Below are 24,320 nucleotides of genomic sequence, written 5' to 3'. Positions count from 1 at the left end.
TAGGCTTTCTCGTCAGCGAGCCGCACATTATGCGGATGTTGCAGCCGCCTTGCAAGCCCCTCCGTTAACCACCCGGTGAACCTGCCTCAACTGCGCCCCCCCTTACCAGCGGGCCGCAGCGAGAGCGGGCGCGCATTGTGCGCAGATCATGGGCGTTTGAAAAGGGGTAGCAGCTCAACAGCAAGCCACGCTGCGATGAAGGGTTCAGGCTTCCTGGAGGCGGACGCGGGCGAAGCTGCGCTTGCCGACGGCGAGGACGCCTTCAAAGCCCGGCATGAAAATGCGCTGGGCGTCCTCAAGTACCTCGCCGTCGATGCGGACCGCCCCCTCCTTAAGCTTGCGGTTGCCCTCAGAGTTGCTTGGCGTCAGGCCGGCCTGGGTCAGCAATGCAGCGATCCGCAGGCCCTCGGTCGGCACCACGAGCCGGGTGAGCGGCAGAGCATTGGTGTCCCCCTGGCCCCGGACCGCGGCGTTCCAGCCTTCGACGGCGCGCTCGGCCTCTGCGTTTCCGTGGAAGCGGGTGGTGAGCTCGCGCGCCAGCCGCAGCTTGAGGTCACGAGGGTTGAGCTGGCCCGCTTCGATGTCCTTGCGCAGGCGTGCAACGTCGGCAATCGAGATCTCGAAGCTCAACAGTTCGATCCATCGCCACATGAGTGCGTCGTCGATCTTCATCGTCTTGGTGACGATGTCGATCGCGGGCTCATTGATGCCGATGTAGTTGCCGAGCGACTTGCTCATCTTCTGCACGCCGTCGAGGCCTTCAAGTAGCGGCATCGTCAGCACAACCTGCGGCGGCTGGCCGTGGTGTTCCTGCAGCCCACGCCCCATGAGCAGGTTGAACTTCTGGTCGGTGCCGCCGAGCTCGACGTCGGCCTCGAGCGCAACCGAGTCGTAGCCCTGCACGAGCGGGTATAGAAACTCATGGATTGCGATTGACTGCTGGGCCGCGTACCGCTTGGCGAAATCGTCACGCTCGAGCATGCGGGCCACGGTGTGCTGCGCAGCCAGCCGAATCATGTCGGACGCCGTCATCTGGCCGAACCATTCCGAGTTGAAGCGCACTTCCGTGCGCTCGCGGTCCAGCACTTTGAAGACCTGCTCGGCATACGTCTGCGCGTTGGCGAGCACGTCCTCGCGGGTAAGCGGCTTGCGGGTGATGTTCTTACCGGTCGGGTCGCCGATCATTCCGGTGAAGTCGCCGATCAGGAAGATCACCTGATGGCCCAGGTCCTGAAACTGCCGCAGCTTGTTAAGCAGGACCGTATGACCGAGATGCAGATCAGGGGCGGTCGGATCGAAGCCGGCCTTGATGCGCAGCGGACGGCCGAGCTTCAAACGCGCTTCGAGCTCCTCGCGCTTGAGAATTTCATCGGCACCCCGCGCAATTAGCTCGAGCGCATCGGAAATTGCAGCGGAATCTGGGGTCGAAATAGCAGGAGGCACGGGCAGGCTCGGAATATGAATGCGACGTTATGCGGAATTACAAGTTAAAGCGTCGTTAAACTGAGACGTAATCAAAAAAACCTGACGCCTCAAGGGTTTGACGCGACTTGCTCGCGTGTCTATGTTAGCCCCGTTACGCCACCTACACATCTTCGCGTACGGGGAAGTCCACCAATGAACACCCATTCCGACATCGAGCGTCGCGAGCGCTTACGGGCCAAGCGCGAGGCTGCGCTGCATCGTCCCGTGATCGCGCGCCACCTTTCGGATGGATTCACCGGCCGCTGGTCGCGTCGACAGTGGGCGCAGGCGAGCCTGTTCGCCACGATCGGCATGCTCGTGGCTGCGATTGTCCCGGGCTTCAATCCGCAGGCACCGGCGACGGTCGAAGTGACGCGTTACTCGATGGCGCTGCCGCTGCCGCCGCTGCCCACGGCTCGTCGGACCGGGCAGCACGGCGACAGCTGGCAGATCGTGCATGTGCAGCGCGGCCAGACGCTCGGCAAGATCTTCGAAGAACATGGCGTGCCCGCATCGACGATGCATCTGCTGCTCGAGCATCCCGGCGTTAAGCCGGCGCTGACCCGCCTCAAGCCGGGCACTGAACTCGGGCTCGACCTGCCGGTCAACGGCGGACTGCGTGCGCTGCGCTTTGACCGCGACGACTCGCACCGTGTCGAACTCACGCTGGTCGGCGACGAAGTGCGCGAAACCGTTATCGAGCGCCCGACGGAGACGCGCACGGTCGTGATCAGCGGCAAGGTCGGCCGCTCGCTGTACCGCTCGGCGCGCAAGCTCGGGCTCACCGGTTCGCACGTCAACACGCTGACCGACGAGATGTTCAAGTACGACATCGACTTCCGCGAAGACGTCGGCGCGAACGACCGCTTCAGCGTGGTCGTCGAGCAGACCTGGCGCGAGGGTGAGCTGATCCGCACGGGCCCTGTGCTCGCGGCCACGTTCACGACCGGCGACAAGCTGCACTCGGGCTTTCGCTTCGAGCGCAACGGCAAGCCCGAGTACTTCACGGCGGACGGCCGTTCGCTGCGCAAGAGCTTCATCCGCATGCCGATCCCGTACGCGCGCCTGACCTCGGGCTTCGGCACGCGCCGCCACCCGGTGCTTGGCACGTCGCGCATGCACAAGGGCGTCGACTACGCGGCCGGCACTGGCACGCCGATCATGGCCGCAGGCGATGCGCGCGTGCAGTTCGTCGGCTGGAAGGGCGGCTACGGCCGCGCGGTGATCCTCGATCACGGCCGCGGCTACACGACGCTCTACGGGCACATGTCGAAGTTCGGCAACTACAAGGCCGGCCAGCGCATCTCGCAGGGCGCGGTGATCGGTTATGTCGGCAGCTCGGGCATGTCGACCGGTCCGCACCTGCACTACGAATTCCGCGTCAACGGCGTGCACCGCAACCCGCTGTCGATCACGATGCCGCCGCCGGAGCCGCTCAGCGGCGCGGCGCTGGCGCAGTTCCGCACCCAGACGAGCACGGCGCTCGAGCGGATCCGCGAAGTCGAGAACATCATCTACGCAGACGTCGGCGACGAGTCGAAGTCCAACGAGCGTGTCGCGAAGAAGACGGACGGCGCCAAGCCGCGTCCGAAGGCCTGATCCATGCAGCGCGGCGATGCACCCGAGCGCGCGCGCGCGGGGCTGTTCGTCGGGCTGATTTCCGGCACCAGCGCCGATGGCATCGACGCCGCGCTCGTGCGGTTCGATGAGCATGACGACGACGCGCTGCGCTGCGAGCTCGTGCACGCGCTGACGGCCCCGTGGGAACCGGCGCTGCGCGCCCGCCTGGTCGACCTGGGACAGGGCGGCGACGCGCGCTCACTTGAGGAACTGGCCACGCTCGACGTGCAGGTGGGCGAAGCATTCGCCGCAGCCACGCGCGAGGTCATCGACGGCGCAGGCGTCGAGGCCGCCCGGATCGTGGCCGTCGGCTCGCACGGTCAGACCGTCCGGCATCGCCCGGCCGGCGCCGCGTTTGACGGCCGGTATCCGTTCTCATGGCAGATCGGCGACGCGAGCGTGATCGCCGAGCGCACGGGTATCGACACCGTGGCCGATTTCCGCCGGCGCGACATTGCCGCAGGCGGCCAGGGGGCGCCGCTGGTGCCGGCCTTCCACGCCGCGCTGCTGCACGACAGCGCGGAAGACCGCGCGGTGCTCAACCTGGGCGGCATCGCCAATTTCACCCTGCTGCCGGCGAGCGGCGACGTGCGCGGCTTCGACACCGGCCCGGCGAACGCGCTGCTCGATGCGTGGTGCCTGCGCCACACCGGCCGGCCCTACGACGAGGGCGGCGCGCTGGCCGCAAGCGGCCGCATCGACGGGGCATTGCTCGCGCGGCTGCTCGACGAGCCGTGGTTCGCGCAGCCGCCGCCGAAAAGCAGCGGGCGCGAGCACTTCCACCTCGACTGGCTCGCATCCCGGCTGCGCGGCGACGAAGCGGTGGCGGACGTGCAGGCCACGCTGCTCGAGCTCAGTGCGGCGACGATTGCCGATGCGCTGCGTGCGACGCAACCGACGACGCGTCGGGTGCTGGCCTGCGGCGGCGGCGTGCGCAACCCGGCATTGCTTGCGCGCATCGGCGCACGGCTGCCGGGCGTTGCGATCGAATCGACGGCCGCGCACGGGCTGGATCCGGATTTTGTCGAGGCGATGGCGTTCGCGTGGCTCGCGCGGCAGACACTGCTGGGCCGGCCGGGGAACCTGCTTGCGGTCACGGGGGCGCGGGGGTTGCGCGTGCTTGGGGCACTGCACCGGGCCTGAGCACCCAGGAAACACTCGCCACCGATCATGGTTGGCGGCAACAAAAGGCGACACGGCTGCGCCGCCCTGCCCTTGCCCGTGTACAGCCCAGCGCCTGCTCGATCGACACGCGTCGGACACCCGTTGACTGCGCCCGACGCCGCACCCGGCACGGCTCAGGCAGGCACGTAGGCCGCGCGGGCCGCGATGCCTCGAAAAGCCGCCGCCGCGCTCGAGGATTACGCGTGGTCGGCCGATGCCTCGCGGATGCGCGGCCACAGCCAAGCGAGCAGCAGCAGCGTCGGCACGACCGTGAGCGCACTGAACACGAAGAACGTCGTGTAGCTCGTCGCCTCGACCATGAAGCCCGACACACCGCCGACGAACTTGCCGGGCAAGTTCGCGAGCGAGACAAGCAGCGCGTACTGCGTCGCGGTGAAGTTGCGATCGGTCAACGAGGACATGAATGCGACGAGCACGGTCCCGGCGAAGCCCTGCGAGAGGTTGTCGGCGGTGATCGCGGCGTAGAACGCCCAGATCTCCGACGGGTTCTGCGCCATCAGCACAAACGCGATGTTCGACAGCGCGACCGCGATCGCGGCGACGAACAGCATGCGCCGGAATCCGAACGCGGCGACTGCAAGCCCGCCTGCGAATGCGCCGAGGATGCCGGTCCACACGCCGTAGAGCTTGGACACGGTTGCGATGTCGGCCTTGGTGTAGCCCGAGTCGAGGTAGAACGGGCCGGCCATGACGCCGATGACCTGATCGGGGAACTTGAACAGGCCGACGAACAGGAGAAGCGCGAGGCCGAGCGCGAGCCCGTTTGCACTGAAGAAGCTCGTGAACGGCTGCCAGAACGCGCCGACGAAATCGATGCGCCGCTCGACGGTCGAAACCGGCGCGACCGGTTCACGGCTCAGCAGCGTCGCGATGATCGGCAACGCCATCAGTCCGGCCATGACGAGATAGGCCTGCGTCCAGCCGCCGAACTCGGCGAGATACAACGCGCCCGCGCCCGCGCAGATCAGGCCGATGCGGTAGCCGAGCGTGTAGGTCGCCGCGAGCGCGGCCTGCGCCGACGGCGGCGCGATCTCGATGCGGTAGGCGTCGACCGCCGAGTCCTGCGTCGCACCCGCAAATGAGGCGATGAGCACCCAGAGCACAAGCCCGCCGACGCCCAACTGCGGCTGCTCGTATGCGAGCGCGACGAGACTCAGCGTTACGAGCACCTGCGCGGCCAGCAGCCACGAGCGGCGACGGCCGAGGAACGCGGTGAGCGGGAACGCGTAGCGGTCGATCAGCGGCGCCCAGACGAACTTGAGCAGGTAGAAGAAGCTCGCAAGGCTGATCAGGCCGATGCTGCCGAGGTCGAGGCCGACGTCGCGCAGGCGAGTGGACAGCGTCGACGAGGCGATCAGCAAGAACGGCAGGCCGCTGCCAAAGCCGAGCAGCATCATCGTCAGCGCCGACGGCGTACCGAACGCACGCTTGATGCCGGCCCAGCCCTTGTATGAAGTGGGCGCGTCGTCGGCGTGGGCGGCGGTGCTCATGGCAGTTCGATTCCGTAGTCGACGATGAACGGGGCGTGGTCGGAGAAACGCCGCTCACGCTCGATCGCGCAGGCGCGGATGCGCTCGCGCAGGCCCGGCGTTACAAATTGGTAGTCGATGCGCCAACCGACGTTGTTCGCGCGCGCCGCGCCGCGGTTGCTCCACCAGGTGTAGTCCTGGCCGGTTGGGTGCAGCGCGCGGTAGCTGTCGATCCAGCCGGTCTTGTCGCAGCACACGCCGTTGAGCCAGTCGCGCTCGCAGGGCAGGCAGCCGGAGTTCTTCTGGTTGCTCGTCCAGTTCTTGATGTCGAGCTTCGAACGCACGATGTTCCAGTCGCCGCACAGCACGTACTCGCGGCCCGAGGCGAGCCATTCATCGAGGTGCGCGCGCAGCCAGTCCATGACCTGCAGCTTGAACGCCTGTCGATCCTCGCGAGACGAGCCCGACGGGATGTAGAACGAGACCACGCTGAGGTTGCCGAACCGCGCCTCGATGTACCGGCCTTCTTCGTCGAACGGGGCCCAGCCCATCTCGGTGCGCACCTCGTCGGGCTCGCGGCGGCTGTAGATCGCCACGCCGCTGTAGCCCTTCTTCGTCGAGGCATCCCGGAACGCGACGTGGTAGCCGTCCGGCCGGAAGCGGGCGTCGGCGAGCTGGTGCTCCTGCGCCTTCGTCTCCTGCACGCACAGCACGTCGGCGTGCTGCTGGGCGAACCAGTCGAAAAAGCCCTTGTTGGTGGCCGAACGCAGGCCGTTGGCGTTGAAGCTGATGATGCGCATGAAGCCTGGATCGATTGGGGGAAAGCGGTCGCGAGCGACGGTGCAGCCTATCCGATCCGTGATCGCGATCCGACCCGCGCATGTGACGCGGGCCCTGCTTTACGATGCCGGCTTTGGACGCCCGAGCTTCAAGCCGATGGACCATCGCACCCGCTTCCTGCATCTCGCACTGCGCGCCGACGCGCTGCGCTTCGGCGAATTCACGCTCAAGTCCGGCCGCACGAGCCCGTACTTTTTCAACGCCGGCCGCTTCGACTCGGGCGCGGCGCTGGCCGAGCTGGCGCGGTGCTACGCCGACGCGGTCGACGCGGCCGGCGTGGAGTACGACCTGCTGTTTGGCCCGGCGTACAAGGGCATTCCGCTGGCGACCGTGCTCGCGTGCGAGTTCGCGCGCCGCGGGCGCGATCTGCCGCTGGCGTTCAACCGCAAGGAGGCGAAGGCGCACGGCGAGGGCGGCCGACTGATCGGCGCTCCGCTCGAGGGCCGGCGCGTGTTGATCGTCGACGACGTGATCACCGCGGGCACTGCGATCCGCGAGGCGCTCGCGCTCATCGGCGACGCCGGGGGCGCCGCGGCCGGCATCGTGATCGCGCTCGACCGGCAGGAAGCGGCCGGCGGGGTCGACATCGCGCCGGGCGCGCGCCGCTCTGCGGCCGAGACCGTGGCCCACGAGCACGGCCTGCCGGTCGTGGCGGTCGCGACGCTCGACGACCTGCTCGGCTTCGCCGAGGCGGATGCCGGCCTGGCGGCGCAGCGCGAGGCGCTGCTCGCCTACCGCGCGCGCTACGGCAGCGGCGGCTGACGCCGCCTCAGACTGTGTCGCCGGTCCGCGTTGGCGCGCGGCCGGCTTGAATCTGTGAAGCGATCGGTTGACGATCGCGAGACGACCTGTTCAAGGGGGACCGGGCCGATGCATCGAACCCTGTGGTGGACCGCCGCCGCGCTTGTCGCGCTGGCCGGGCCTGCCGCCGCGCAACGAAACGGCGACGGCGCAGCGAAGAAGCTGTATTGCTGGAACGAGAACGGCAGCAAGGTCTGCGGCGATGCGCTGCCCGCGACCGCCGTCGACAGCGCGCGCACCGAGATCAGTGCCCGCAGCGGCCTGGCGACGGGACGCGTCGACCGCGCCCTGAGCGCCGATGAGCGCGCCGCGGCGGCCGCGCGCGCGGAGGCCGAACGCCAAGCTGCACTGGCGGCCGAGGCGCAGAAACGGCGCGAACTCGCGATGGTCGAGTCCTACGCGTCCGAGGCGGAACTGCGGCGGGCGTACGAGCATCGGTTGTCGCTGAGCCAGGGCACGCTGCAGTCGTCGCGGATGGCGGTCACGGGGCTGCGCCAGAGCCTGCTGAGCCTGCTGCGCCGGGCCGGCGAGGCCGAGCTCATGGGCAAGCCGGTCGCAAAGCCGCTCGGCGATAACATCCGCACCCAGCACGCCGAGCTGCAACGCCAGCAGCGCCTGCTCACGGACCACCAGCGCGAAGCGGCGGAGGTCCAGGGCGAGTTTGCCGACACGCTCGCGCGCTACCGCGCGCTCAAGATCTCCGCGGCGGACGCAGCGGCCGGCGGCAACGGCGGCTGAGGCACCGGGCGTCGCGTCGGGCTCCGGCAGCGCACATGAAACAGGCCCGCACTGCGGGCCTGTTGCGTTTCCGGGGACCGGCGGCGCGCGGCCGACTAGAACGGCAGCACGAGATCCGGCTGCAGCTTCAGCAGTTGCTCGCGGAACACGCCCTGGATGCGGGCAAGCGCCGCCTCGGAGTCCGCGTCGAAGCGCATGACCAGCACCGGCGTCGTGTTCGACGCGCGCACCAGGCCCCAGCCGTCGGGCCAGTCGACGCGCAACCCGTCGATCGTCGACAGGCGCGCGCCTTCGAATACGGCCTCGCCGCGGAAACGCTCGACGAATGCATGCGGGTTGCCGGCCGGTGCGTCGACCTTGATCTCCGGCGTCGATATGCCATTCGGCAAGGCGTCGAGCGTGTCCGACGGCGTGCCGGGCTGCGCGGCGAGGATCTCGAGCAGGCGCGCGGCGGCGTAGATGCCGTCGTCGAAGCCGTACCAGCGCTCCTTGAAGAAGAAGTGGCCGCTCATCTCACCCGCGAGCTCGGCGTCGGTCTCGCGCATCTTCGCCTTGATCAGCGAGTGTCCGGTCTTCCACATCAGCGGGCTGCCGCCGTGGCGCAGGATGTGGCCCGGCAGCCGCCCGGTGCATTTGACGTCGAAGATCACGAGCGCGCCCGGGTTGCGCTCCAGCACGTCGGCCGCGAACAGCATCAACAGGCGATCGGGGTAGATCATGTTCCCGTCGCGCGTGACCACGCCGAGCCGGTCGGCGTCCCCGTCGAATGCGACGCCGAGGTCGGCGCCCTCGCGGCGCACCGCCGCGATGAGGTCGGTGAGGTTGTGCGGTTCGCTCGGGTCGGGGTGGTGGTTCGGGAACGTGCCGTCGATCTCGCAGTACAGCGGGATCACGTCGGCGCCGACCGCCTGCAGCACGCGCGGCGCGATGTCGCCGGCCACGCCGTTGCCGGCGTCGACGACCACGCGCAGCGGGCGTTCGATCTGCACGTCCGCGGCGATGCGCTGCACGTAGTCCTCGCCGATGTCCTGATGACGCAGCGCGCCGGCCGCGTTCGCGCGGTGCACGCGATCACCGGCGATGCGATGGAACAGCTCGACGATCGCATCGCCCGACAGCGTCTCGCCGCCGATGACGATCTTGAAACCGTTGTAATCGGGCGGGTTGTGGCTGCCGGTCACCGACACGCACGAGCCCGCGTTGAGCTGGTACGCGCCGAAGTACACGAGCGGCGTCGGCGCAAGGCCGATGTCGATCACGTCGCGCCCGGTCGTGCGCAGGCCACGGATCAGGCCTTCGATGAGCGCCGGCCCCGACAGGCGGCCGTCGCGACCGACCACGATCTCGCGCAGGCCGCGCTCGTGCATGACCGTGCCGATTGCCTCGCCGATGCGTTCGGCGACGTCGGCATCGAGGTTCTGCCCGACGATGCCGCGGATGTCGTACGCGCGGAAAATGCCGCGGTCGACGTTCGAGACCGTTGCGTCCGGCTCGGCCGCGCGGTCTTCGGGCGTGGCCGGCGGCGCGCCGGCCGGCATGTTGCGCGTCGCTGCGGGGGCCTGCGCGGCCGCAAGCTGCAGCGCCTCGGCAAGCGTGTGTCCGGGGCCGTCGCCCTCGATCGACTCGCCGCGGCGACGCGCGAGCATGCGCGGGCCGAGCCCCAGCGCGGCGGCGAGCGTGAGCAGCACGAGCGCCGCGATCGCACTGCCGAGCGCACCGAGCCCGAGCGGGCCGCCGGCGGTGTCGGGCACCGCGGCGGCGACGCGCAGGTCGCTGCCGTCGATCTTGCGCGCGAGCGCCTCGGCGCCGTTCGAGAGCGTCGCGTCGCCGACTTCGACGACGCTCGCCGTGCCCTGCCGCAGCGCGAGGTAGCCGCCGTCCGGGACCGTCGCAGCGTCCAGGCCGCCGCTCATGCGCTGGAGCGGCAGTTCGACGAGCGCCACGCCGCCGAGCAGATCGCCGGCGCCGATGCGCACCGGTGCTGCGAGTGCGAGCTTCGGGGCGCTGCCTTCGTGGACGATGGCCGACACCGGGCCGTCCTCGACGAGGGCGGCTTCCAGCACGCTCAGGCGACCGTACGCGCCGCGCGGCGGCTGACCGCCTGCGAGTGGCGCGTACGCGGGCGCGAGATCGGGCGCCATCACGATGCCCTGCGTCGCGCCCGGCCAGTCCTGCACAAGCAGCCGACCGGCGGCCTCTAAGTCACCTCGCTCGACCGCCACGCGCAGTGCGGGCTGCGCCACGCGCTCGGCGAGCCGGCGCTTGTCGGCCACCAACGCGGTGCGGGCCGCGTCGACTGCAGCATCGCGCGCGGCCTGCACATCGGCGCGGCGCGTCTCGGCGCGGTGGAGCTCCCACGCGCTCCAGGCAAACCAGCCGGCCAGCAGCAGGCACAGCGCAGCGAGCGCGCCCAGCAGCAGGCGCACCTGCTCGGGCCGCAAGCGTGGACGCGCGTTGTTCAGATCGACCATCGATGCACTCCGTGATGCCTGACGGGGCCGACGCGCATCAGCGCACGCCGGTGTGGCCGAAGCCGCCCGCGCCCCGCGCGCTCGCCTCGAATTCGTCCACGACCTGCAGCCGCGCCCGCACGATCGGCAGCACGACGAGCTGCGCGATGCGGTCCCCCGGCTGGATCGTATAAACCTCGCGGCCGCGGTTCCACATGCTGATCAGGAGCGGGCCCTGGTAGTCGGCGTCGATCAGCCCGGTGCCGTTGCCGAGCACGAGGCCGTGCTTGTGCCCGAGCCCCGAGCGCGGCAGCACGACCGCGCACAGGCCGGGATCGCCGATGTGCAGCGCAAAGCCCGACGGCACGAGCGCGGCATCGCCGGGCGCGAGCGCGAGTGGCGCATCGAGCGCCGCGCGCAGGTCCAGACCGGCGCTCGCGTCGGTCGCGTACTGCGGCAAGGGCCATTCCGCGCCAAAGCGCAGATCGAGCAGTTTGAGTTCGAGCGTTCGGTGCGAGGCGGTCATTGGAGGTCGAGTCTCGCAGATCGCCATGCAGGCGGCGTCGTCGCCGACGGCCTCAGCGCGACGCCCAGTGGCGAGCGATCACATCGAGCAGCGCGTCGGCGAGCTCGCCCTTCGGCGCCGGACCGAGCTCGCAGCCGCCATCGGGCCACAGCACCGACAGCGCGTTGTCGTCGCTCTCGAAGCCGCAGCCGGCGACGCCGACGCGGTTCGCGGCGATGAGGTCGACCTTCTTTGCGACGAGCTTGCCGCGCGCGTACTCAGCGACGCGGTCGGTCTCGGCCGCGAAGCCGACCACGAGCCGCGGGCGCTGCGCATGCGCGGCGACCTCGGCGAGGATGTCGGGCGTGCGCACGAGTTCGAGCGTGAGCGTGTCCTGGCCCGGGCGCTTCTTGAGCTTGATCGCCGCCGGCTCGCGCGGCGTGTAGTCCGCGACTGCAGCGGCGCCGATGTAGACATCAGCGGGCAGCTGGCCGAGCACGGCGGCGTGCATCTGCGCGGCCGAGCGCACGTCGATGCGCTGCACGTCGTCCGGAGTCGGCAGCGAGACCGGGCCGGCGACGAGCATCACGCGCGCGCCGCGACGCGCGGCCGCATGCGCGATCGCAAAGCCCATCTTGCCGCTGCTGCGGTTGCCGATGAAGCGCACCGGGTCGATGTCTTCGAACGTCGGCCCGGCGCTGATGAGCACGCGGCGTTCGGCGAAATCCAGGCCGCGCGCGGTCATGGCATGGCCTCGAGCAGGCGCACGATCGCCTCGGGTTCGAGCAGCCGGCCTTCGCCGACCTCGCCGCAGGCCTGCTCGCCGGCAGCCGGGCCGAACACGGCGACGCCGCGTTCGCGCAGCGTGGCGACGTTCGCCTGCGTCGCCGGGTGGGCCCACATCACGCGGTTCATCGCCGGCGCGATCGCGATCGGCGCCTGCGTGGCGAGGCACAGCGTGCTGACGAGGTCGTCGGCAAAGCCGTGCGCGAGCTTCGCGATCGTGTTCGCGGTGGCCGGCGCGATGACGATGCGGTCGGGCCAGCGCGCGAGTTCGATGTGGCCCATCGCGGCCTCGGCGGTTTCGTCCCAAAGATCGTCGCGCACCGGGGCGCCGCTGAGCGCCTGCAGCGTCGCCGCCCCGATGAAGCGGCCGGCGTTTTCGGTCATCGCGACGCGCACGGTCGCGCCCGCGTCGCGCAGGCGGCGGACGAGTTCGGCGGCCTTGTACGCGGCAATGCCACCGCAGACGCAGAGCAGGAGGTTCTGACCGTGCAGGGCCGTCACTTGAAGAAAATTCCGACGCAGCGAGCGGGCGACAGCTTACCCGAAGCGTTCGTATTGCCCGATGCCGCGTGCCGGGACGCGGCGGCATGCTGCCCACACGCCGATCGCACCGCGGACCGCCCGCAACGCCGCGGGCATCGGGCGCACCGAAGGCCTATTGCGCCGTGCCCGTGCGCAACCGGCCGCCCGTTACTTCGAACGCCCCGGAGCCCCTGATGCACATCCGCGATTGGCCCGCCGACGAGCGTCCGCGCGAGAAGCTGCTCGCCCGCGGCGCGGCGGCGCTCTCGGACGCCGAGCTCATCGCGATCTTCCTCGGCTCGGGCCTGCGCGGCCGCGATGCGGTGTCGACCGCACGCGAACTGCTCGCGGCGCACGGCCCGCTACGCGTCCTGCTCGACTGCCCGCCTGCGCAGCTTGCAAAACTGCCGGGCCTCGGCCCCGCTCGCGCCTGCGCGCTCGCGGCTGCGCTCGAGCTTGGCCAGCGCCATCTGCGCGCGCAGCTCGAGCGCGGCGCCGCCCTGACCGATCCGCACGCGGCCGGGCTCTACTTCGCCCAGCGCCTGCGCGGGCTGCCGCACGAGGTGTTCGCGGCGATGTTTCTCGACACGCGACACCGCACGATCGCGTTCGAAGAGCTGTTCCGCGGCACGATCGACGGCGCGGAAGTGCACCCACGCGAAATCGCGCGGCGCGCGCTTGCGCACAACGCCGCGGCGGTGATCGTCGGCCACAACCACCCCAGCGGGAACCCGGAGCCCAGCGCGGCCGACCGCGCGGTCACCGCCCGCCTCAAGCAGGCGCTCGCGCTCGTCGATCTGCGCCTGCTCGATCACTTCGTGATCGGCGACGGGCCGCCGGTGTCGATGGCCGCGCGCGGCTGGGTGTAGCCGCGCCGCCAAACCCGAACGCGAACCCCGACCCTGCCCGCGCCCGGAGCGGCCGCGCCCAGGCGCTCGCGTACAATGCCTGCCCCTTGCTGGGCCCGGAATCATCGTGAAATCCACCGTTCGCGCGCTCGTCGCGCAGGCCATCGACTCGCTGCGCGCCGCCGGCACGCTGCCGGCCGACCTCGTCGCCCCCGACTTCGTCATCGAGCGCCCGAAGAACCTCGCGCAGGGCGACTTCTCGACGAACGCCGCGATGCTGCTCGCCAAACCCGCGAAATCCAACCCGCGCGCGATCGCGCAGGCGCTCGTCGACGCCCTGCCCGCGAACGACGAGATCGCGCGCGTCGAGATCGCCGGCCCAGGCTTCATCAATTTCCATGTGGCCGAAGGCGCCTGGCGCCGCCAGCTCGGCGAGGTGCTTTCGCAGGGCGAGCGCTACGGCCGCAACGCGTCCGGCGAAGGCCACCGCGCGGGCGTCGAATACGTGTCGGCTAACCCGACCGGCCCGCTGCATGTCGGCCACGGCCGCGCAGCGGTGATCGGCGATTGCATCGTGCGCGTGCTCGAAGCGAACGGCTGGGAAGTGGCGCGCGAGTACTACTACAACGACGCCGGCGCGCAGATCAACAACCTCGCGATCTCGGTGCAGGCCCGTGCGCAGGGCCGCGGCCCGGACGATGCGGGCTGGCCCGAAGACGGCTACCGCGGCGACTACATCAAGGACGTCGCCGAGGCGTACCTGCGCGGCGACACCGTCGAGTTCGAGGACCACGCGGTCACCGGCGCGAAGGATCCGGACGATCTGGACGCGATCCGCCGCTTCGCGGTCGCCTACCTGCGCCGCGAACAGAACAGCGACCTCGCCGCGTACGGCGTGTCGTTCGACGTGTACTTCCTCGAGTCCTCGCTGTACGCGGACGACAAGGTCGAAGAGACCGTGCGCAGGCTCACCGAGTGCGGGCACACGTATGAGGACGGCGGCGCGCTGTGGCTGCGAACGACGGACTTCGGCGACGACAAGGACCGCGTGATGCGCAAGTCCGACGGCTCGTACACCTACTTCGTGCCCGACGTCGCGTACCACCTCAGCAAGTGGCAGCGCGGTTACGAGCGCGCGATCACCGAGCTCGGCGCCGATCACCACGGCTCGCTCGCCCGCGTGCTCGCCGGCCTGCAGGCGCTCGATGTCGGGATTCCGAAGGGCTGGCCCGAATACGTGCTGCACCAGATGGTCACCGTGATGCGCGGCGGCGAGGAAGTGAAGCTCTCCAAGCGCGCCGGCAGCTACCTCACGCTGCGCGACCTCGTCGACGAGGTCGGCCGCGACGCGGTGCGCTGGTTCCTGATTGCCCGCAAGCCCGATTCGCAGCTCACGTTCGACATCGACCTCGCGCGCAGCCAGTCGATGGACAACCCGGTCTATTACGTGCAGGTCTCGCATGCGCGCATGCACGGGCTGGAGCGCCAGCTGCGCGAGCGCGGGCTTGCGTTCGACCGTGATGCCGGTCTTTCGCAGGCACTCGATCTCGACGACGTCGCCGCGCGCGAACTCATCGTCACGCTGATGCGGTATCCCGACGTGGTCGAAGCCGCAGGGCGGGACCTCGAGCCGCACCAGATCGCGGCCTACCTGCTCGAACTCGCGCAGACGTTCCAGACGTACTACAACGAACACCAGTTCCTCGTCGACGACGCCGACGTCCGCAACGCCCGCCTCGCGCTCGCGTTTGCGACGCGCCAGGTGCTCGCGAACGGCCTGGGTCTACTGGGCGTGCATGCGCCCGAGGTGATGTAAGTGACCAAGCGTGGCAAGACGCAGGCGCGTCGCAATGATGGCAACGGCGGCCTGCCCGGCTGGGCCTGGGGCGTGTTCGGGCTCATCGTCGGCATCGTGCTGATCCTCGCGGCGCCGAAGGTGCTCAAGGACGACGGCGACGGCTTCCTGCGCCCGCGTGCTAATCCGGATGCGCAGCCGGCCCCGGTCGAGACCGCGGACGACGAACTCGGCGCGCCGGAGGCGACGGAGCGCGCGGCGACCGAGCCGAAGCGCGATGCCGCGCCTGCGCGCAAGCAGACCGACTTCGATTTCTACACGCTGCTGCCGGGACGCGAGGTGCCGCTCAGCGACGCCGAACTCGCCGAGACTGCGCGCGCGGAAGCTGCCCGTGACGCGAAGGCCACTGCAGCCGCCGACGCGGCCGCTGCGGCACCGGCGCGTGACGCCGCGCTGCCGGCACCGGTCGAGGACACCGCGCGCCCGGCGACGGCCCCGCCGGCGACCGCACCGACGACGCCCCCGGCGCGCACCGCCGAGCCGGCCGCGACCGAGACGTCCGCCGCAGAGCCCGCGCCTGCCGATGACACCACGCGCTACCTGCTGCAGGCCGGTGCGTTCGCCGCGTCGGGCCAGGCCGAAGAGCTCAAGGCGAAGATCGCGATGCTCGGCGTCGGCGCCCGCGTGGAGTCCGCGCAGATCGGCGGCAAGACCGTGTTCCGCGTGCGCATGGGGCCGTACGGCAGCGCAAGCGAGTTGGCGGAAGCCAAGCGCAAGCTCGCCACCGGCGGCCTGCCCGCGATGGCGATCAAGGTCGAATGACGCCGCGTCGCCCGCCGCCGCGCACGCTGTCCGCGGCGCTCGGCGCCGACGGCAGCGCCGCACGCCTGCTGGCCGCGGCGCTGGTCGCGCTCGTGGTCATGATTGCCGCCAGCCTGATGGTCCAGATCGTGGGGGCCACGCTTGCACGCGAGGTCGCCACGCCGATCGGCGCGCTGTCACTCGCGGACGTGCTCACCGCGTTCGTCGCGATGGCTGCCGGCGGGCTGCTCGCCCGCAGCGCGCGGTTCCGCATCGTGGCCGTCGTGCTGCAGGCCGTGGTGTGGATCTCGATTGTTGCCGCGCTGTATCTCGCGCCGGGCGGCAGCGTCGCGTCGCCGCTGCCGCTCGGCGAGGTGCTGCGCCACAACGCGCTCGCGTTTGTCGCCAGCCTCCTTGCCGCGGGCCTTGGCGCGTGGGCAGGCGAGCGGCTGGCGCGTCGACGCGCCGCTGCAGGCCGCTGAACAGCCCGCTCAGAGCGGGCGCTTGAGCTCGATCAGCGCCGAGGTGTCGGCCTCGCCGAGACCGCGTTCGACGAGTTCGGCGTAATCGGCACGCGCCTGGGCAACGGTCGAGGCCCGCACGCCCGCGGTGCGCACGATCGCCTCGACAATGCGCAGGTCCTTGAGCATGTGCGCGCACTTGAAGCCCGGCGCGAACTCGCTGCGCAGCATCGTCGCGCCGCGCTTGTCGAGGAACCAGTTGCCGGCCGCGCCGGCCATCAGCGTGGGCAGCAGGCGCTCGGCATCGAGCCCCAGCGCCTCGCCGAGCGCGAGGCCTTCGCACACGGCTTCGTTGATGCCGGCCACGAGCACCTGGTTCACGGCCTTGGCCGCCTGGCCGGCGCCGGTCGCGCCCATGTGGGTGATGCGCGCGGCGTAGGTTTCCAGCAGCGGGCGGGCGCGCTCGAGCAGCGCTTCATCACCGCCGACCATCACCGACAACGTGCCGTTGCGCGCGCCCTCCGCGCCGCCCGAGACCGGCGCGTCGAGAAAGCCGATGTTGTGCGTGCCGAGCTTCGCGGCGGCGCGCTTGGCGGTGTCGATCGCGATCGTCGAATGATCGACGACGAGCGCGCCGGTCTTGAGCACATCCGCAAGCGCGGTGACGTTCTCAAGCACGTCGGCATCGAGCGAGACGCACAGCACGACGATGTCGCAGTCGGCGAAGTTCGACGCCGAGCGCGCGGCGCGGACGCCGAGTTCGGCCGCGAGCGCATCGGCCTTGGACTGCGTGCGGTTACCGACCGCGCACAGCAGGCCGCGCGCGTGCAGGTGCCGCGCCATCGGCGCACCCATCGCACCCAGACCGATCAGACCGACTTTCATGCAGAACTCCTGGCGAACCCGGCACGGCGGCCCGCGGCCGTCGTGGCGTCACATGGTGGACGAATAGGCAGTTGACGAAACAGCGCGCATACGCGGCGTGCGGGCGGCGCAACAAGCCCGCCCGCCGCCCCGCGGCCTGGCTCAGTCGAGCGGCGTATCGTCGAGGTAGGTGTAACTCGTGAGGCCGGCTTCAAGCGCCGCGTCGAGGCGCTGGGCCTCGTCGGCGGGCAGTCCCGCGCCGGCGACCCGCGCGCGGTACGCGGCGCGCAGCTCGTCGAGGCGGTAGCCGACGTAGTCGAGCATGACGTCGGTGGTGTCGCCGCGACGCTGCTGCTCGAGCGCGTAGCCGTCGCCGTCGAGGCGCACCTCGACCGCATCGGTGTCGCCGAACAGGTTGTGGATGTCGCCAAGGATTTCCTGGTACGCACCGACGAGGAAGAAGCCGAGCCGGTAGCTCTCGCCCGCGCGCAGTGCATGCACCGGCATCGAGGTGTTGAGCGTCTCGTGCTCGACGTAGGTGTCGATGCGGCCGTCCGAATCGCAGGTGAGATCGGCGATCACACCGCGCCGGTCGGGCGCTTCGTCGAGGCGCTCGATCGGCACGATCGGGAACACCTGCTGGATCGCCCAGACATCGGGCATCGACTCGAACACGCTGAAGTTCACGAACAGCTTGTCGACGAGCCGTTGGTTGAGCTCGTCGAGCACGGCCTGGTGGCTCTTCTGACTCGGGCTCAGGCGTGCGCGCACCGCGTTCGCGACCGCATAGAACAGATCGTCGAGGCGCGCGCGCGCGACGAGGTCGATCTGGCCGAGCGCATACGCGGCGAGGCCTTCGCTGTGGTGGTGCACGGCTTCATGGAACAGCTCGACGGCCGGACGCGCGTCGAGCTCGTCGTGCACCGCGCGCAGGTGGCGCAGCACCGCGGGCTCGTCGTCGCTCGTCGGCGGCACCGCGCCTTCAGGCGCACGCTCGACTTCGGACACGTTCGCGATGAGCATCGCGTGGTGCGCGGTCATCGCGCGGCCGCATTCGGTGACGATACGCGGCGGCGTGAGCCCGTGCTCGGCGCAGGCCTCGGCGAGCGGCTGCACGATGTTGAGCGCGTACTGCGAGATGCCGTAATTGATCGAGTAGTAGCTGCGCGAGCGCGTGCCCTCGTAATCGATGCCGAGGCCGCCGCCGACGTCCATGTAGCGCACGTTCGCGCCGAGCTGCGAGAGTTCGACGAGGTAGCGCGTCGCCTCGCGCATGCCGTTCGCGATGTCGCGCACGTTGGAGATCTGCGAGCCCATGTGGAAATGCAGCAGGCCGAGCGCATCGGCCATGCCGACGTCCTTGAGGCGCTGCCACAGGTCGAGCACCTGGCGCGGGCTCAGGCCGAACTTCGCCTTGTCGCCGCCGCTGTTCTGCCACTTGCCGGCGCCGAGGCTCGCCAGGCGCATGCGCACGCCGAGCCCGGGCGTGACGTCGAGGGCCTTGGCTTCTTCGAGCACGAGCGTGAGCTCGGAGGGCTTTTCAACGACGATGAACGTCTCGAGCCCGAGCTTGCGACCGATCAGCGCGAGCCTGATGTACTCGCGGTCCTTGTAGCCGTTGCAGACGATGAGCCCGCCCGGCTGCGACAGCGCGAGCACGGCCATGAGCTCGGGCTTGCTGCCGGCTTCCAGGCCGAACTGCGTGCCGGCCGGTGCGCCGTCGCGGGCGCCGCGCTCGGCCAGGGTGCCGGCGACACCGCGGTGCTGGTTGACCTTGATCGGGTACACGGCGGTGTAGCCGCCCGAGTAGCCGGTGTCGTCCATCGCCTGCGCGAACGCGCTCTGCAGCTTGCGCAGGCGGTCGCCGAGGATGTCGGGGAAGCGGACGAGCAGCGGCAGCTTCGCGCCGTTCGCGCGCGCTTCGTCGACGACCTGCGGCAGCGCGACCGCGGTGCCGTCCGTGCCGCGCGGACGCACGATCACGCGGCCGGCGTCGTCGACGTCGAAATAGCCCTCGGCCCAGGGCGGGATCGAGTACGTCCTGCGGGCCTGTTCGATCGACCACTCGGCCATCGGCGGTGCGTCCGGTTGCGTGAAGGACGCGCATTCTAGCGCCCGCATCCGCTCCGACCGGACACGGCGTTCTCACCCACGCGGCCGCTACAATTCGCGCCCCTTTCACCTGGCCCCATTGATGCGCGACCGCCGAGCGATACGCCGGGGTCGACACGTGGCGGCCGCACCGGACGAACTGGCATGAGCAGCGAGACGAACTGGCACTACGAGAACTTCGACCCGACCGGTTCGGCGATCGGCTACCGCATCACGCGCAAGCTCGACGAGGTGCAGTCGGAGTTCCAGAAGATCGAGATCTTCGAGAGCACGGACTGGGGCAACCTGATGCTCATCGACGGCGCGATGATGCTGACCACGAAGGACAACTTCTTCTATCACGAGATGATGTCCCACCCGGCGCTGTTCACCCATGACGCCCCGAAGAACGTGGTGATCATCGGCGGCGGCGACTGCGGCACGCTGCGCGAAGTGCTCAAGCACCCCGGCGTCGAGACGGCCGTGCAGTGCGACATCGACGAGCAGGTCACGCGCATGGCCGAGAAGTGGTTCCCGGAGCTGTGCGAGTCGAACCACGACCCGCGCGCGCAGCTGCTGTTCGATGACGGCGTGGCGTACATGAAGAACTGCGCCCCGAACAGCGTCGACATCGTGATCGTGGACTCGACCGACCCGGTCGGCCCGGCCGAGGGGCTGTTCAACAAGTCGTTCTACGAGAGCTGCTTCGCCGCGCTGCGCGAGGACGGCATCCTGGTTCAGCAGTCCGAATCGCCGTTGATGCTCATCGAGCTGATCAAGGAAATGCGCGCGGAGATGGGCAAGGCCGGCTTCCAGTCGTTCCAGACCCTGCCATTCCCGCAGCCGTGCTACCCGACGGGTTGGTGGAGCTGCACGATGGCGCGCAAGTCCGCGGGTGCGAACTTTTCCTTCCGCGAACGTGACGCACGCACGGACGGGCTCAAGACCGACTACTACAGTGCCGATATCCACCGGGGGGCCCAGACGCTGCCGCCGTTCGTGGCGCGCGCGCTGGGCTGAATCCGGCACACCCGTGCCGGCCGCCCTGGCCGGCCCACGGACGCGCGTGCTGAACGGCGCTGCGTCCGTGAACCCGCCGGCTCTTGTCGAGGCGGGACGTCATGCGGGTGCTGGGGGGACATCGAAGGCTGCGTGCGACCGCCGTGCTCGCGGCGGCGTTTGCCTGCGCCGTGCCGTTGCACGCCCAGTCGCTGCCGGCGGCGGCGTTCGATCGGCTCGCGGCCCATCTCGATGATGACGCGACGGTGCTGTCCATCGAGCAGCGCCGTCAGGAAAACAACCGCCTGCGGGCACTCATCCCGCCGGGCGACACCGCCCGGGAATTGCGGTGGCGCGCCCTGGCGTGCTGGTCCCAGCACGACGATGTGCAGGCTGGGCTCGCGTTCGCCCACGACTCGCTCGCGCGCGCGCGTCGCGCCGAAGACCGAGTCGCGGAGGTCCGCCTCGGCTACTGCCTCGGCAATCACCGGGAACTGTCGGAAACCTCGCAGGCAGCGCTCGACGAGTACGCGCGCGCGCTGCGCCTGGCCGAGGCCACCGGCGATTCGCGCTTGATCGCCGACGGGCTCGCCTCGCGCGGCCACGTACGCTCGCTGCTCGGCGACCAAGGGCTCGCACTGCAGGACTTCTTCGAAGCGCAGCGGCGCTACGAGGCCGGCGGCTACCGCCAATCGGCCCGTATGAACCTGCAGAGCATCGCGATCGCATACCGTCGGATGGGCGAGTTCGACAAGGCGATCGAGCACTTCGCCACCTCGCGTGTGGCGTCACGCGCCGCAGGCGACTGGAGCACGCTCGTGCTCGACCTGCTGCAGACCGCGTTCGCCTACGAAGGCCTGCACCAGCCCGATCGCGCGATGGCGATGTACCGCGAAGCCGAGGACATCGCGCGCAAGCACACTACCCGCTACGACGTCGGCGCGGCCTACCTTGGCATGACCGGCGCGCTCGTGATGCAGCGCCGCTTCGACGAGGCCCTTGCGATGGCCGAGCGCACGCGCCGCGAATTTGCGGCGCTTCGTGACGTGTCGAACGAGGGGATGATCGAGCTCTACGTCGGCCAGGCGCACGCGGGCCTCGGCCGGCACGGGCGGGCGTTGACGCATTTCGACCGGGCGGTGCTCGATTTCGAGCGCAGTGCGAATGAGCGCTACCTCGAGCTCGCCTACCCGGAGCGGGCGGCAAGCCTGCACGCGCTCGGTCGCCACGCCGAGGCGGTGCGCGACTTCAAGCACCACCTCGCTGTGCGTGAAGCACTGCAAGCCAAGCTCGGCGACCAGCGCGCGCAGGTGTTGCGCTACCGCTTCGATGCCGAGCGCCGCGACGACCAGAACCGCCGACTTGCCAAGGAAAACGAATTGCGGGCGCAGGAGTCGAGCGTGCTCGCCGCCGCGCGCGCCTGGCAGACCGCGGCGCTCGCGCTCATCGCGGCGCTCGTGATCGTGCTCGGCGTGCTCATGCACCGCCAGCTCGCGCATACGCGACGGCTTCGCGTGCTCGCACTGACCGACGAACTCACCGGCGTCGCGAATCGCCGCAGCATCGAGCTGGCGGCAGAGGATGCAATCGCCGCCGCGCGCCGCAGCGGCGCGCCGCTGACCGCGCTCACCTTCGACATCGACCGCTTCAAGGCCATCAACGACACCTACGGCCACTGCGCCGGGGACGAGGCGCTGGCGCGCGTTGCGCGCGCCTGCCAGGGGACGCTGCGCCAGTTCGACCGCCTCGGCCGCACCGGCGGCGAGGAGTTCCTCGTGCTGCTGCCCGACACCGGGCTCGAGGCGGCCCTGCCGATCGCCGAGCGTCTGCGCCAGCAGGCCGAGGCGCTGTCGTTCGAGGACCTCGCGCCCGGCCTGCGCCTGACGCTGAGCATCGGCGCGGCCACGCTGCGGGCCGACGAGACGGCGCTCGAACCGCTGACGCGCCGCGCCGATACGGCGCTCTACCGCGCCAAGCAAAGCGGCCGCAACCGCGTGGAGATCGAGGCATGAGCCGGCGCGTGCGCGGCCCGGCCCGGTGGGTCGGCATGCTCGTGGCGGCTGCCTGCGCGGTCGCCATCCCGGCCACCGCCCAGGAGGGCCACGAGGCGCTGCCGGCGCCGTCGCCTGCGGCGTTCGACACGCTGTTTTCGACGATTGATGCCCAGCCCCGCGATCACGCGGACACCCGCGCGCGCATGCCGGAGTTCACCCGACTGCGCGCGCTCGTGCCGCCGGGCGATGAATCCCGCCTGCTGCGCGTCGATGCGCTGCAGTGCGGCGTCGGGCTCTATGAAGACGCCGCCCGGGTTGGGGTCGAGGCCCAGGCGCTCGTCGAGCGCGCACGCCGGCGCGACGACGGATATGCACTCTCGCGGGCCTACTACTGCCTGGGCAATGCGCGATCGGCGCAGCACGACGAACGTACGTCGATCGCCGACTACACACAGGGCATCGAGGCCGCCAGGCGCGCCGGCCTGGTCGTGCTGCACGGCGAAGGGCTGGCGCTTCGCGCGGCCACGCTGTCGGCCATCGGCGAGCACGCGGTCGCGTTGATCGACCTCACCGAGGCCCAGCGCGAATACGAGCGCACCGGCGAGACCACGCATGCCGAGCGCAACCTGCTCGGGCTCGCAGTGGCCTACCGACGCATGGGTGAGTTCGACGCCGCGCTTGATCATCTCGTGCGCGCCGAGCATGCCGCGCGCCGGCGCAGCGACCTTGAGACTACGTATACGACCCTGCTGCAGCAGGGCTACCTGCTGTTCGACCGGGGCGCGTACCCCGAATCAATCGGGCCTTTGCGGCAGGCGCTCGCAATTGCCGAGCGCCAGCGCGACCCAGGCAACGTGGCGTACGCGCTCGCCGCGCTCGCCGCGAGTGAGGTCCGGATCGGCAACCATACGCAAGCGCTGGCGTCGGTCGAGCGCGCTCAGGCCAGGCTCGGCAGCGAGGCGCACGGCGGCGGCGTCGATATGCTCGTGCATCTGCGCCGCGGCGAAGCACTGGCCGGGCTAGGCCGTCACCACGAAGCCGTCGCCGAGTTCGACGGCGTGATGGCCGAACTCGGCGACAGCGACAACCCGCGCTACATCACGATGCTCCACCGCGCGCGCGCGGTGAGCCTGGAAGCCGTCGGTCGGCACGCCGATGCGTTCGACGGCTACCGCCGCGTGCTCGCCGCCCAGACCGAACTCGATGCGCTTGCGCGCGCGCAGCAGGAGGTGCTCATGCGGCACCGCTTCGACATCGAGCGGCACGAGCTTGAACACCGGCGCCTGGCCGCCGATCGCACGCTGCGCGATCAGCAGCTTGCAGCTCAGCACCGGGCGCGCCACTGGCGCAGCGTGACGCTCGTCGCGAGCGTCGTGCTCGTCCTGCTGCTTGCGGTCCTCGGCCTGCGGCAGGTGCGCCGCGGGCGCACGCTGCAGACGCTCGCGATGACCGACCCGCTCACCGGCGTTGCGAACCGTCGCAGCCTGGAGCGGTTTGCCGCGCTGGCAATCGCGGACTGCCGGTCGCCGCCGCGCCCGCTGAGCGTCCTCGCGCTCGACGTCGACCACTTCAAGCGCATCAACGACCGCTACGGCCACGCCACGGGCGACGCCGTGCTGCGTGAGGTCGCCGCCGCGTGCCGGCGCGAGCTCCGCCAGGCCGACCTGCTCGGCCGCACCGGCGGTGAGGAATTCGTGGCGGTCCTGCCGGGCATCGGCCGCGAGGCCGCGCGCGGCGTCGCCGAGCGACTGCGCGCCGCCGTGGCCGGGCTCGACTTCGGCGACACCGCACTGGGCCTGACGATCACGGCAAGCCTCGGCGTTGCTGAGCAGTGCGCGCAGGACACGGACTTCCGCACTGTGGTGCAGCGCGCCGACCGCGCCCTGTACCGCGCCAAGCGCCGCGGCCGCGATCGGGTCGAGTGCGACGCCGATGACGACGACGGCGGCGCGTCCGCTCGACCGATGCCGCCGGCGCCGGCCACTCCGATCGGGGCCTCGGCCGCAGCCACCTAGGGGCGCTTGCGCCGGTTTCGGCGCGGGACGTGTTCGACAGGCGGCTGGCCGCGAGTGCTCGTGGCGTCCGCC

18 protein-coding genes and 1 pseudogene are annotated in these 24,320 nt (G+C 70.3%); 11 read left to right on the top strand and 8 right to left on the bottom strand.

Features of this window, described 5'->3' with window-relative positions; translation table 11 throughout:
• Window positions 1-204: 204 nt before the first annotated feature.
• Window positions 205-1,443 (bottom strand): tyrosine--tRNA ligase, encoded by a 1,239-nt coding sequence (gene tyrS / locus IE075_RS14120; protein ID WP_229792538.1) that lies wholly within the window; start codon window positions 1,441-1,443, stop codon window positions 205-207.
• 174 nt (window positions 1,444-1,617) lie between these two features.
• Between tyrS and IE075_RS14115 the strand changes: the two genes are divergently transcribed.
• Both IE075_RS14115 and IE075_RS14110 read left to right on the top strand, forming a co-directional pair.
• On the top strand, window positions 1,618-3,063 hold the full coding sequence (locus IE075_RS14115; RefSeq protein WP_189457733.1) for a peptidoglycan DD-metalloendopeptidase family protein: 1,446 nt from the start codon (window positions 1,618-1,620) through the stop codon (window positions 3,061-3,063).
• 3 nt (window positions 3,064-3,066) lie between these two features.
• Window positions 3,067-4,227, top strand: coding sequence for an anhydro-N-acetylmuramic acid kinase (locus IE075_RS14110; protein WP_189457732.1), 1,161 nt, complete (start codon window positions 3,067-3,069; stop codon window positions 4,225-4,227).
• A 218-nt stretch (window positions 4,228-4,445) separates the two neighbouring features.
• Here IE075_RS14110 and IE075_RS14105 read toward each other — a convergent pair whose 3' ends face one another.
• Window positions 4,446-5,759, bottom strand: coding sequence for an AmpG family muropeptide MFS transporter (locus IE075_RS14105; protein ID WP_189457731.1), 1,314 nt, complete (start codon window positions 5,757-5,759; stop codon window positions 4,446-4,448).
• Window positions 5,756-6,538, bottom strand: coding sequence for an exodeoxyribonuclease III (locus IE075_RS14100; RefSeq protein WP_189457730.1), 783 nt, complete (start codon window positions 6,536-6,538; stop codon window positions 5,756-5,758). Before IE075_RS14100 ends, IE075_RS14105 begins: the two co-directional genes overlap by 4 nt.
• 136 nt (window positions 6,539-6,674) lie before the next feature.
• Here IE075_RS14100 and pyrE point away from each other — a divergent pair, with 136 nt between their 5' ends.
• Together pyrE and IE075_RS14090 are read left to right on the top strand one after the other, a co-directional pair.
• Complete coding sequence (gene pyrE, locus IE075_RS14095; protein ID WP_189457729.1) at window positions 6,675-7,340, top strand: orotate phosphoribosyltransferase; 666 nt, start codon at window positions 6,675-6,677, stop codon at window positions 7,338-7,340.
• 108 nt (window positions 7,341-7,448) lie between these two features.
• Window positions 7,449-8,117 carry a hypothetical protein gene (locus IE075_RS14090; protein ID WP_189457728.1) on the top strand — a complete coding sequence of 223 codons (669 nt, stop codon included), beginning with the start codon at window positions 7,449-7,451 and terminating at the stop codon, window positions 8,115-8,117.
• A 95-nt stretch (window positions 8,118-8,212) separates the two neighbouring features.
• On the opposite strand, the gene IE075_RS14085 is transcribed toward IE075_RS14090, so the two are convergent.
• The 3 genes and pseudogenes from IE075_RS14085 to coaBC all read right to left on the bottom strand — a co-directional run bounded on the left by IE075_RS14085 (window position 8,213) and on the right by coaBC (window position 12,380).
• Window positions 8,213-10,588: a phosphomannomutase/phosphoglucomutase gene (locus IE075_RS14085; RefSeq protein WP_189457727.1), complete on the bottom strand. Its 2,376-nt coding sequence runs from the start codon at window positions 10,586-10,588 to the stop codon at window positions 8,213-8,215.
• 37 nt (window positions 10,589-10,625) lie between these two features.
• Window positions 10,626-11,093 carry a dUTP diphosphatase gene (dut, locus tag IE075_RS14080; protein ID WP_189457726.1) on the bottom strand — a complete coding sequence of 156 codons (468 nt, stop codon included), beginning with the start codon at window positions 11,091-11,093 and terminating at the stop codon, window positions 10,626-10,628.
• A 52-nt stretch (window positions 11,094-11,145) separates the two neighbouring features.
• Window positions 11,146-12,380 (bottom strand): annotated as a pseudogene (coaBC, locus tag IE075_RS14075) (bifunctional phosphopantothenoylcysteine decarboxylase/phosphopantothenate--cysteine ligase CoaBC).
• A gap of 194 nt (window positions 12,381-12,574) precedes the next feature.
• Here coaBC and radC point away from each other — a divergent pair.
• The 4 genes from radC (at window position 12,575) to IE075_RS14055 (ending at window position 16,306) form a co-directional block, all read left to right on the top strand.
• Window positions 12,575-13,249: a RadC family protein gene (gene radC / locus IE075_RS14070; protein ID WP_189457725.1), complete on the top strand. Its 675-nt coding sequence runs from the start codon at window positions 12,575-12,577 to the stop codon at window positions 13,247-13,249.
• 106 nt (window positions 13,250-13,355) lie between these two features.
• Window positions 13,356-15,044 carry an arginine--tRNA ligase gene (gene argS / locus IE075_RS14065; protein ID WP_189457724.1) on the top strand — a complete coding sequence of 563 codons (1,689 nt, stop codon included), beginning with the start codon at window positions 13,356-13,358 and terminating at the stop codon, window positions 15,042-15,044.
• Window positions 15,045-15,845, top strand: coding sequence for an SPOR domain-containing protein (locus IE075_RS14060; protein ID WP_189457723.1), 801 nt, complete (start codon window positions 15,045-15,047; stop codon window positions 15,843-15,845).
• Entirely contained in the window at window positions 15,842-16,306 is a 465-nt protein-coding gene (locus IE075_RS14055) for a hypothetical protein (RefSeq protein WP_189457722.1), read from the top strand. Before IE075_RS14060 ends, IE075_RS14055 begins: the two co-directional genes overlap by 4 nt.
• A gap of 9 nt (window positions 16,307-16,315) precedes the next feature.
• On the opposite strand, the gene IE075_RS14050 is transcribed toward IE075_RS14055, so the two are convergent.
• Together IE075_RS14050 and speA are read right to left on the bottom strand one after the other, a co-directional pair.
• On the bottom strand, window positions 16,316-17,170 hold the full coding sequence (locus IE075_RS14050) for an NAD(P)-dependent oxidoreductase (protein WP_189457721.1): 855 nt from the start codon (window positions 17,168-17,170) through the stop codon (window positions 16,316-16,318).
• 141 nt (window positions 17,171-17,311) lie between these two features.
• Window positions 17,312-19,222 (bottom strand): arginine decarboxylase, encoded by a 1,911-nt coding sequence (gene speA / locus IE075_RS14045; protein WP_189457720.1) that lies wholly within the window; start codon window positions 19,220-19,222, stop codon window positions 17,312-17,314.
• Window positions 19,223-19,405: 183 nt separating this feature from the next.
• On the opposite strand from speA, the gene speE reads away from it, so the two are divergent.
• The 3 genes from speE to IE075_RS14030 all read left to right on the top strand — a co-directional run bounded on the left by speE (window position 19,406) and on the right by IE075_RS14030 (window position 24,248).
• On the top strand, window positions 19,406-20,260 hold the full coding sequence (gene speE / locus IE075_RS14040) for a polyamine aminopropyltransferase (protein ID WP_189457719.1): 855 nt from the start codon (window positions 19,406-19,408) through the stop codon (window positions 20,258-20,260).
• Window positions 20,261-20,430: 170 nt separating this feature from the next.
• Window positions 20,431-22,251 carry a GGDEF domain-containing protein gene (locus IE075_RS14035; protein ID WP_189457718.1) on the top strand — a complete coding sequence of 607 codons (1,821 nt, stop codon included), beginning with the start codon at window positions 20,431-20,433 and terminating at the stop codon, window positions 22,249-22,251.
• Window positions 22,248-24,248 carry a GGDEF domain-containing protein gene (locus IE075_RS14030; RefSeq protein ID WP_189457717.1) on the top strand — a complete coding sequence of 667 codons (2,001 nt, stop codon included), beginning with the start codon at window positions 22,248-22,250 and terminating at the stop codon, window positions 24,246-24,248. The genes IE075_RS14035 and IE075_RS14030 overlap by 4 nt, the downstream gene beginning before the upstream one ends.
• The last annotated feature ends 72 nt before the right edge of the window (window positions 24,249-24,320 follow it).

The sequence above is a fragment of the Cognatilysobacter bugurensis genome, from assembly GCF_014652095.1.
Lineage (GTDB): Bacteria > Pseudomonadota > Gammaproteobacteria > Xanthomonadales > Xanthomonadaceae > Cognatilysobacter > Cognatilysobacter bugurensis.
The sequence above is the reverse complement of the archived record's forward strand: the minus strand, read 5'-3'. Positions and strand labels throughout refer to the sequence as shown.

Bases quoted from the DNA above. Each gene is read 5' to 3' on its own strand.
- IE075_RS14085 (WP_189457727.1), bottom strand. From the start codon at position 10,588: ATGGTCGATCTGAACAACGCGCGTCCACGCTTGCGGCCCGAGCAGGTG.
- IE075_RS14110 (WP_189457732.1), top strand. From the start codon at position 3,067: ATGCAGCGCGGCGATGCACCCGAGCGCGCGCGCGCGGGGCTGTTCGTC.
- radC (WP_189457725.1), top strand. From the start codon at position 12,575: ATGCACATCCGCGATTGGCCCGCCGACGAGCGTCCGCGCGAGAAGCTG.
- IE075_RS14030 (WP_189457717.1), top strand. From the start codon at position 22,248: ATGAGCCGGCGCGTGCGCGGCCCGGCCCGGTGGGTCGGCATGCTCGTG.
- IE075_RS14055 (WP_189457722.1), top strand. From the start codon at position 15,842: ATGACGCCGCGTCGCCCGCCGCCGCGCACGCTGTCCGCGGCGCTCGGC.
- speE (WP_189457719.1), top strand. From the start codon at position 19,406: ATGAGCAGCGAGACGAACTGGCACTACGAGAACTTCGACCCGACCGGT.
- pyrE (WP_189457729.1), top strand. From the start codon at position 6,675: ATGGACCATCGCACCCGCTTCCTGCATCTCGCACTGCGCGCCGACGCG.
- dut (WP_189457726.1), bottom strand. From the start codon at position 11,093: ATGACCGCCTCGCACCGAACGCTCGAACTCAAACTGCTCGATCTGCGC.
- IE075_RS14100 (WP_189457730.1), bottom strand. From the start codon at position 6,538: ATGCGCATCATCAGCTTCAACGCCAACGGCCTGCGTTCGGCCACCAAC.
- IE075_RS14090 (WP_189457728.1), top strand. From the start codon at position 7,449: ATGCATCGAACCCTGTGGTGGACCGCCGCCGCGCTTGTCGCGCTGGCC.
- IE075_RS14115 (WP_189457733.1), top strand. From the start codon at position 1,618: ATGAACACCCATTCCGACATCGAGCGTCGCGAGCGCTTACGGGCCAAG.
- IE075_RS14050 (WP_189457721.1), bottom strand. From the start codon at position 17,170: ATGAAAGTCGGTCTGATCGGTCTGGGTGCGATGGGTGCGCCGATGGCG.
- speA (WP_189457720.1), bottom strand. From the start codon at position 19,222: ATGGCCGAGTGGTCGATCGAACAGGCCCGCAGGACGTACTCGATCCCG.
- IE075_RS14105 (WP_189457731.1), bottom strand. From the start codon at position 5,759: ATGAGCACCGCCGCCCACGCCGACGACGCGCCCACTTCATACAAGGGC.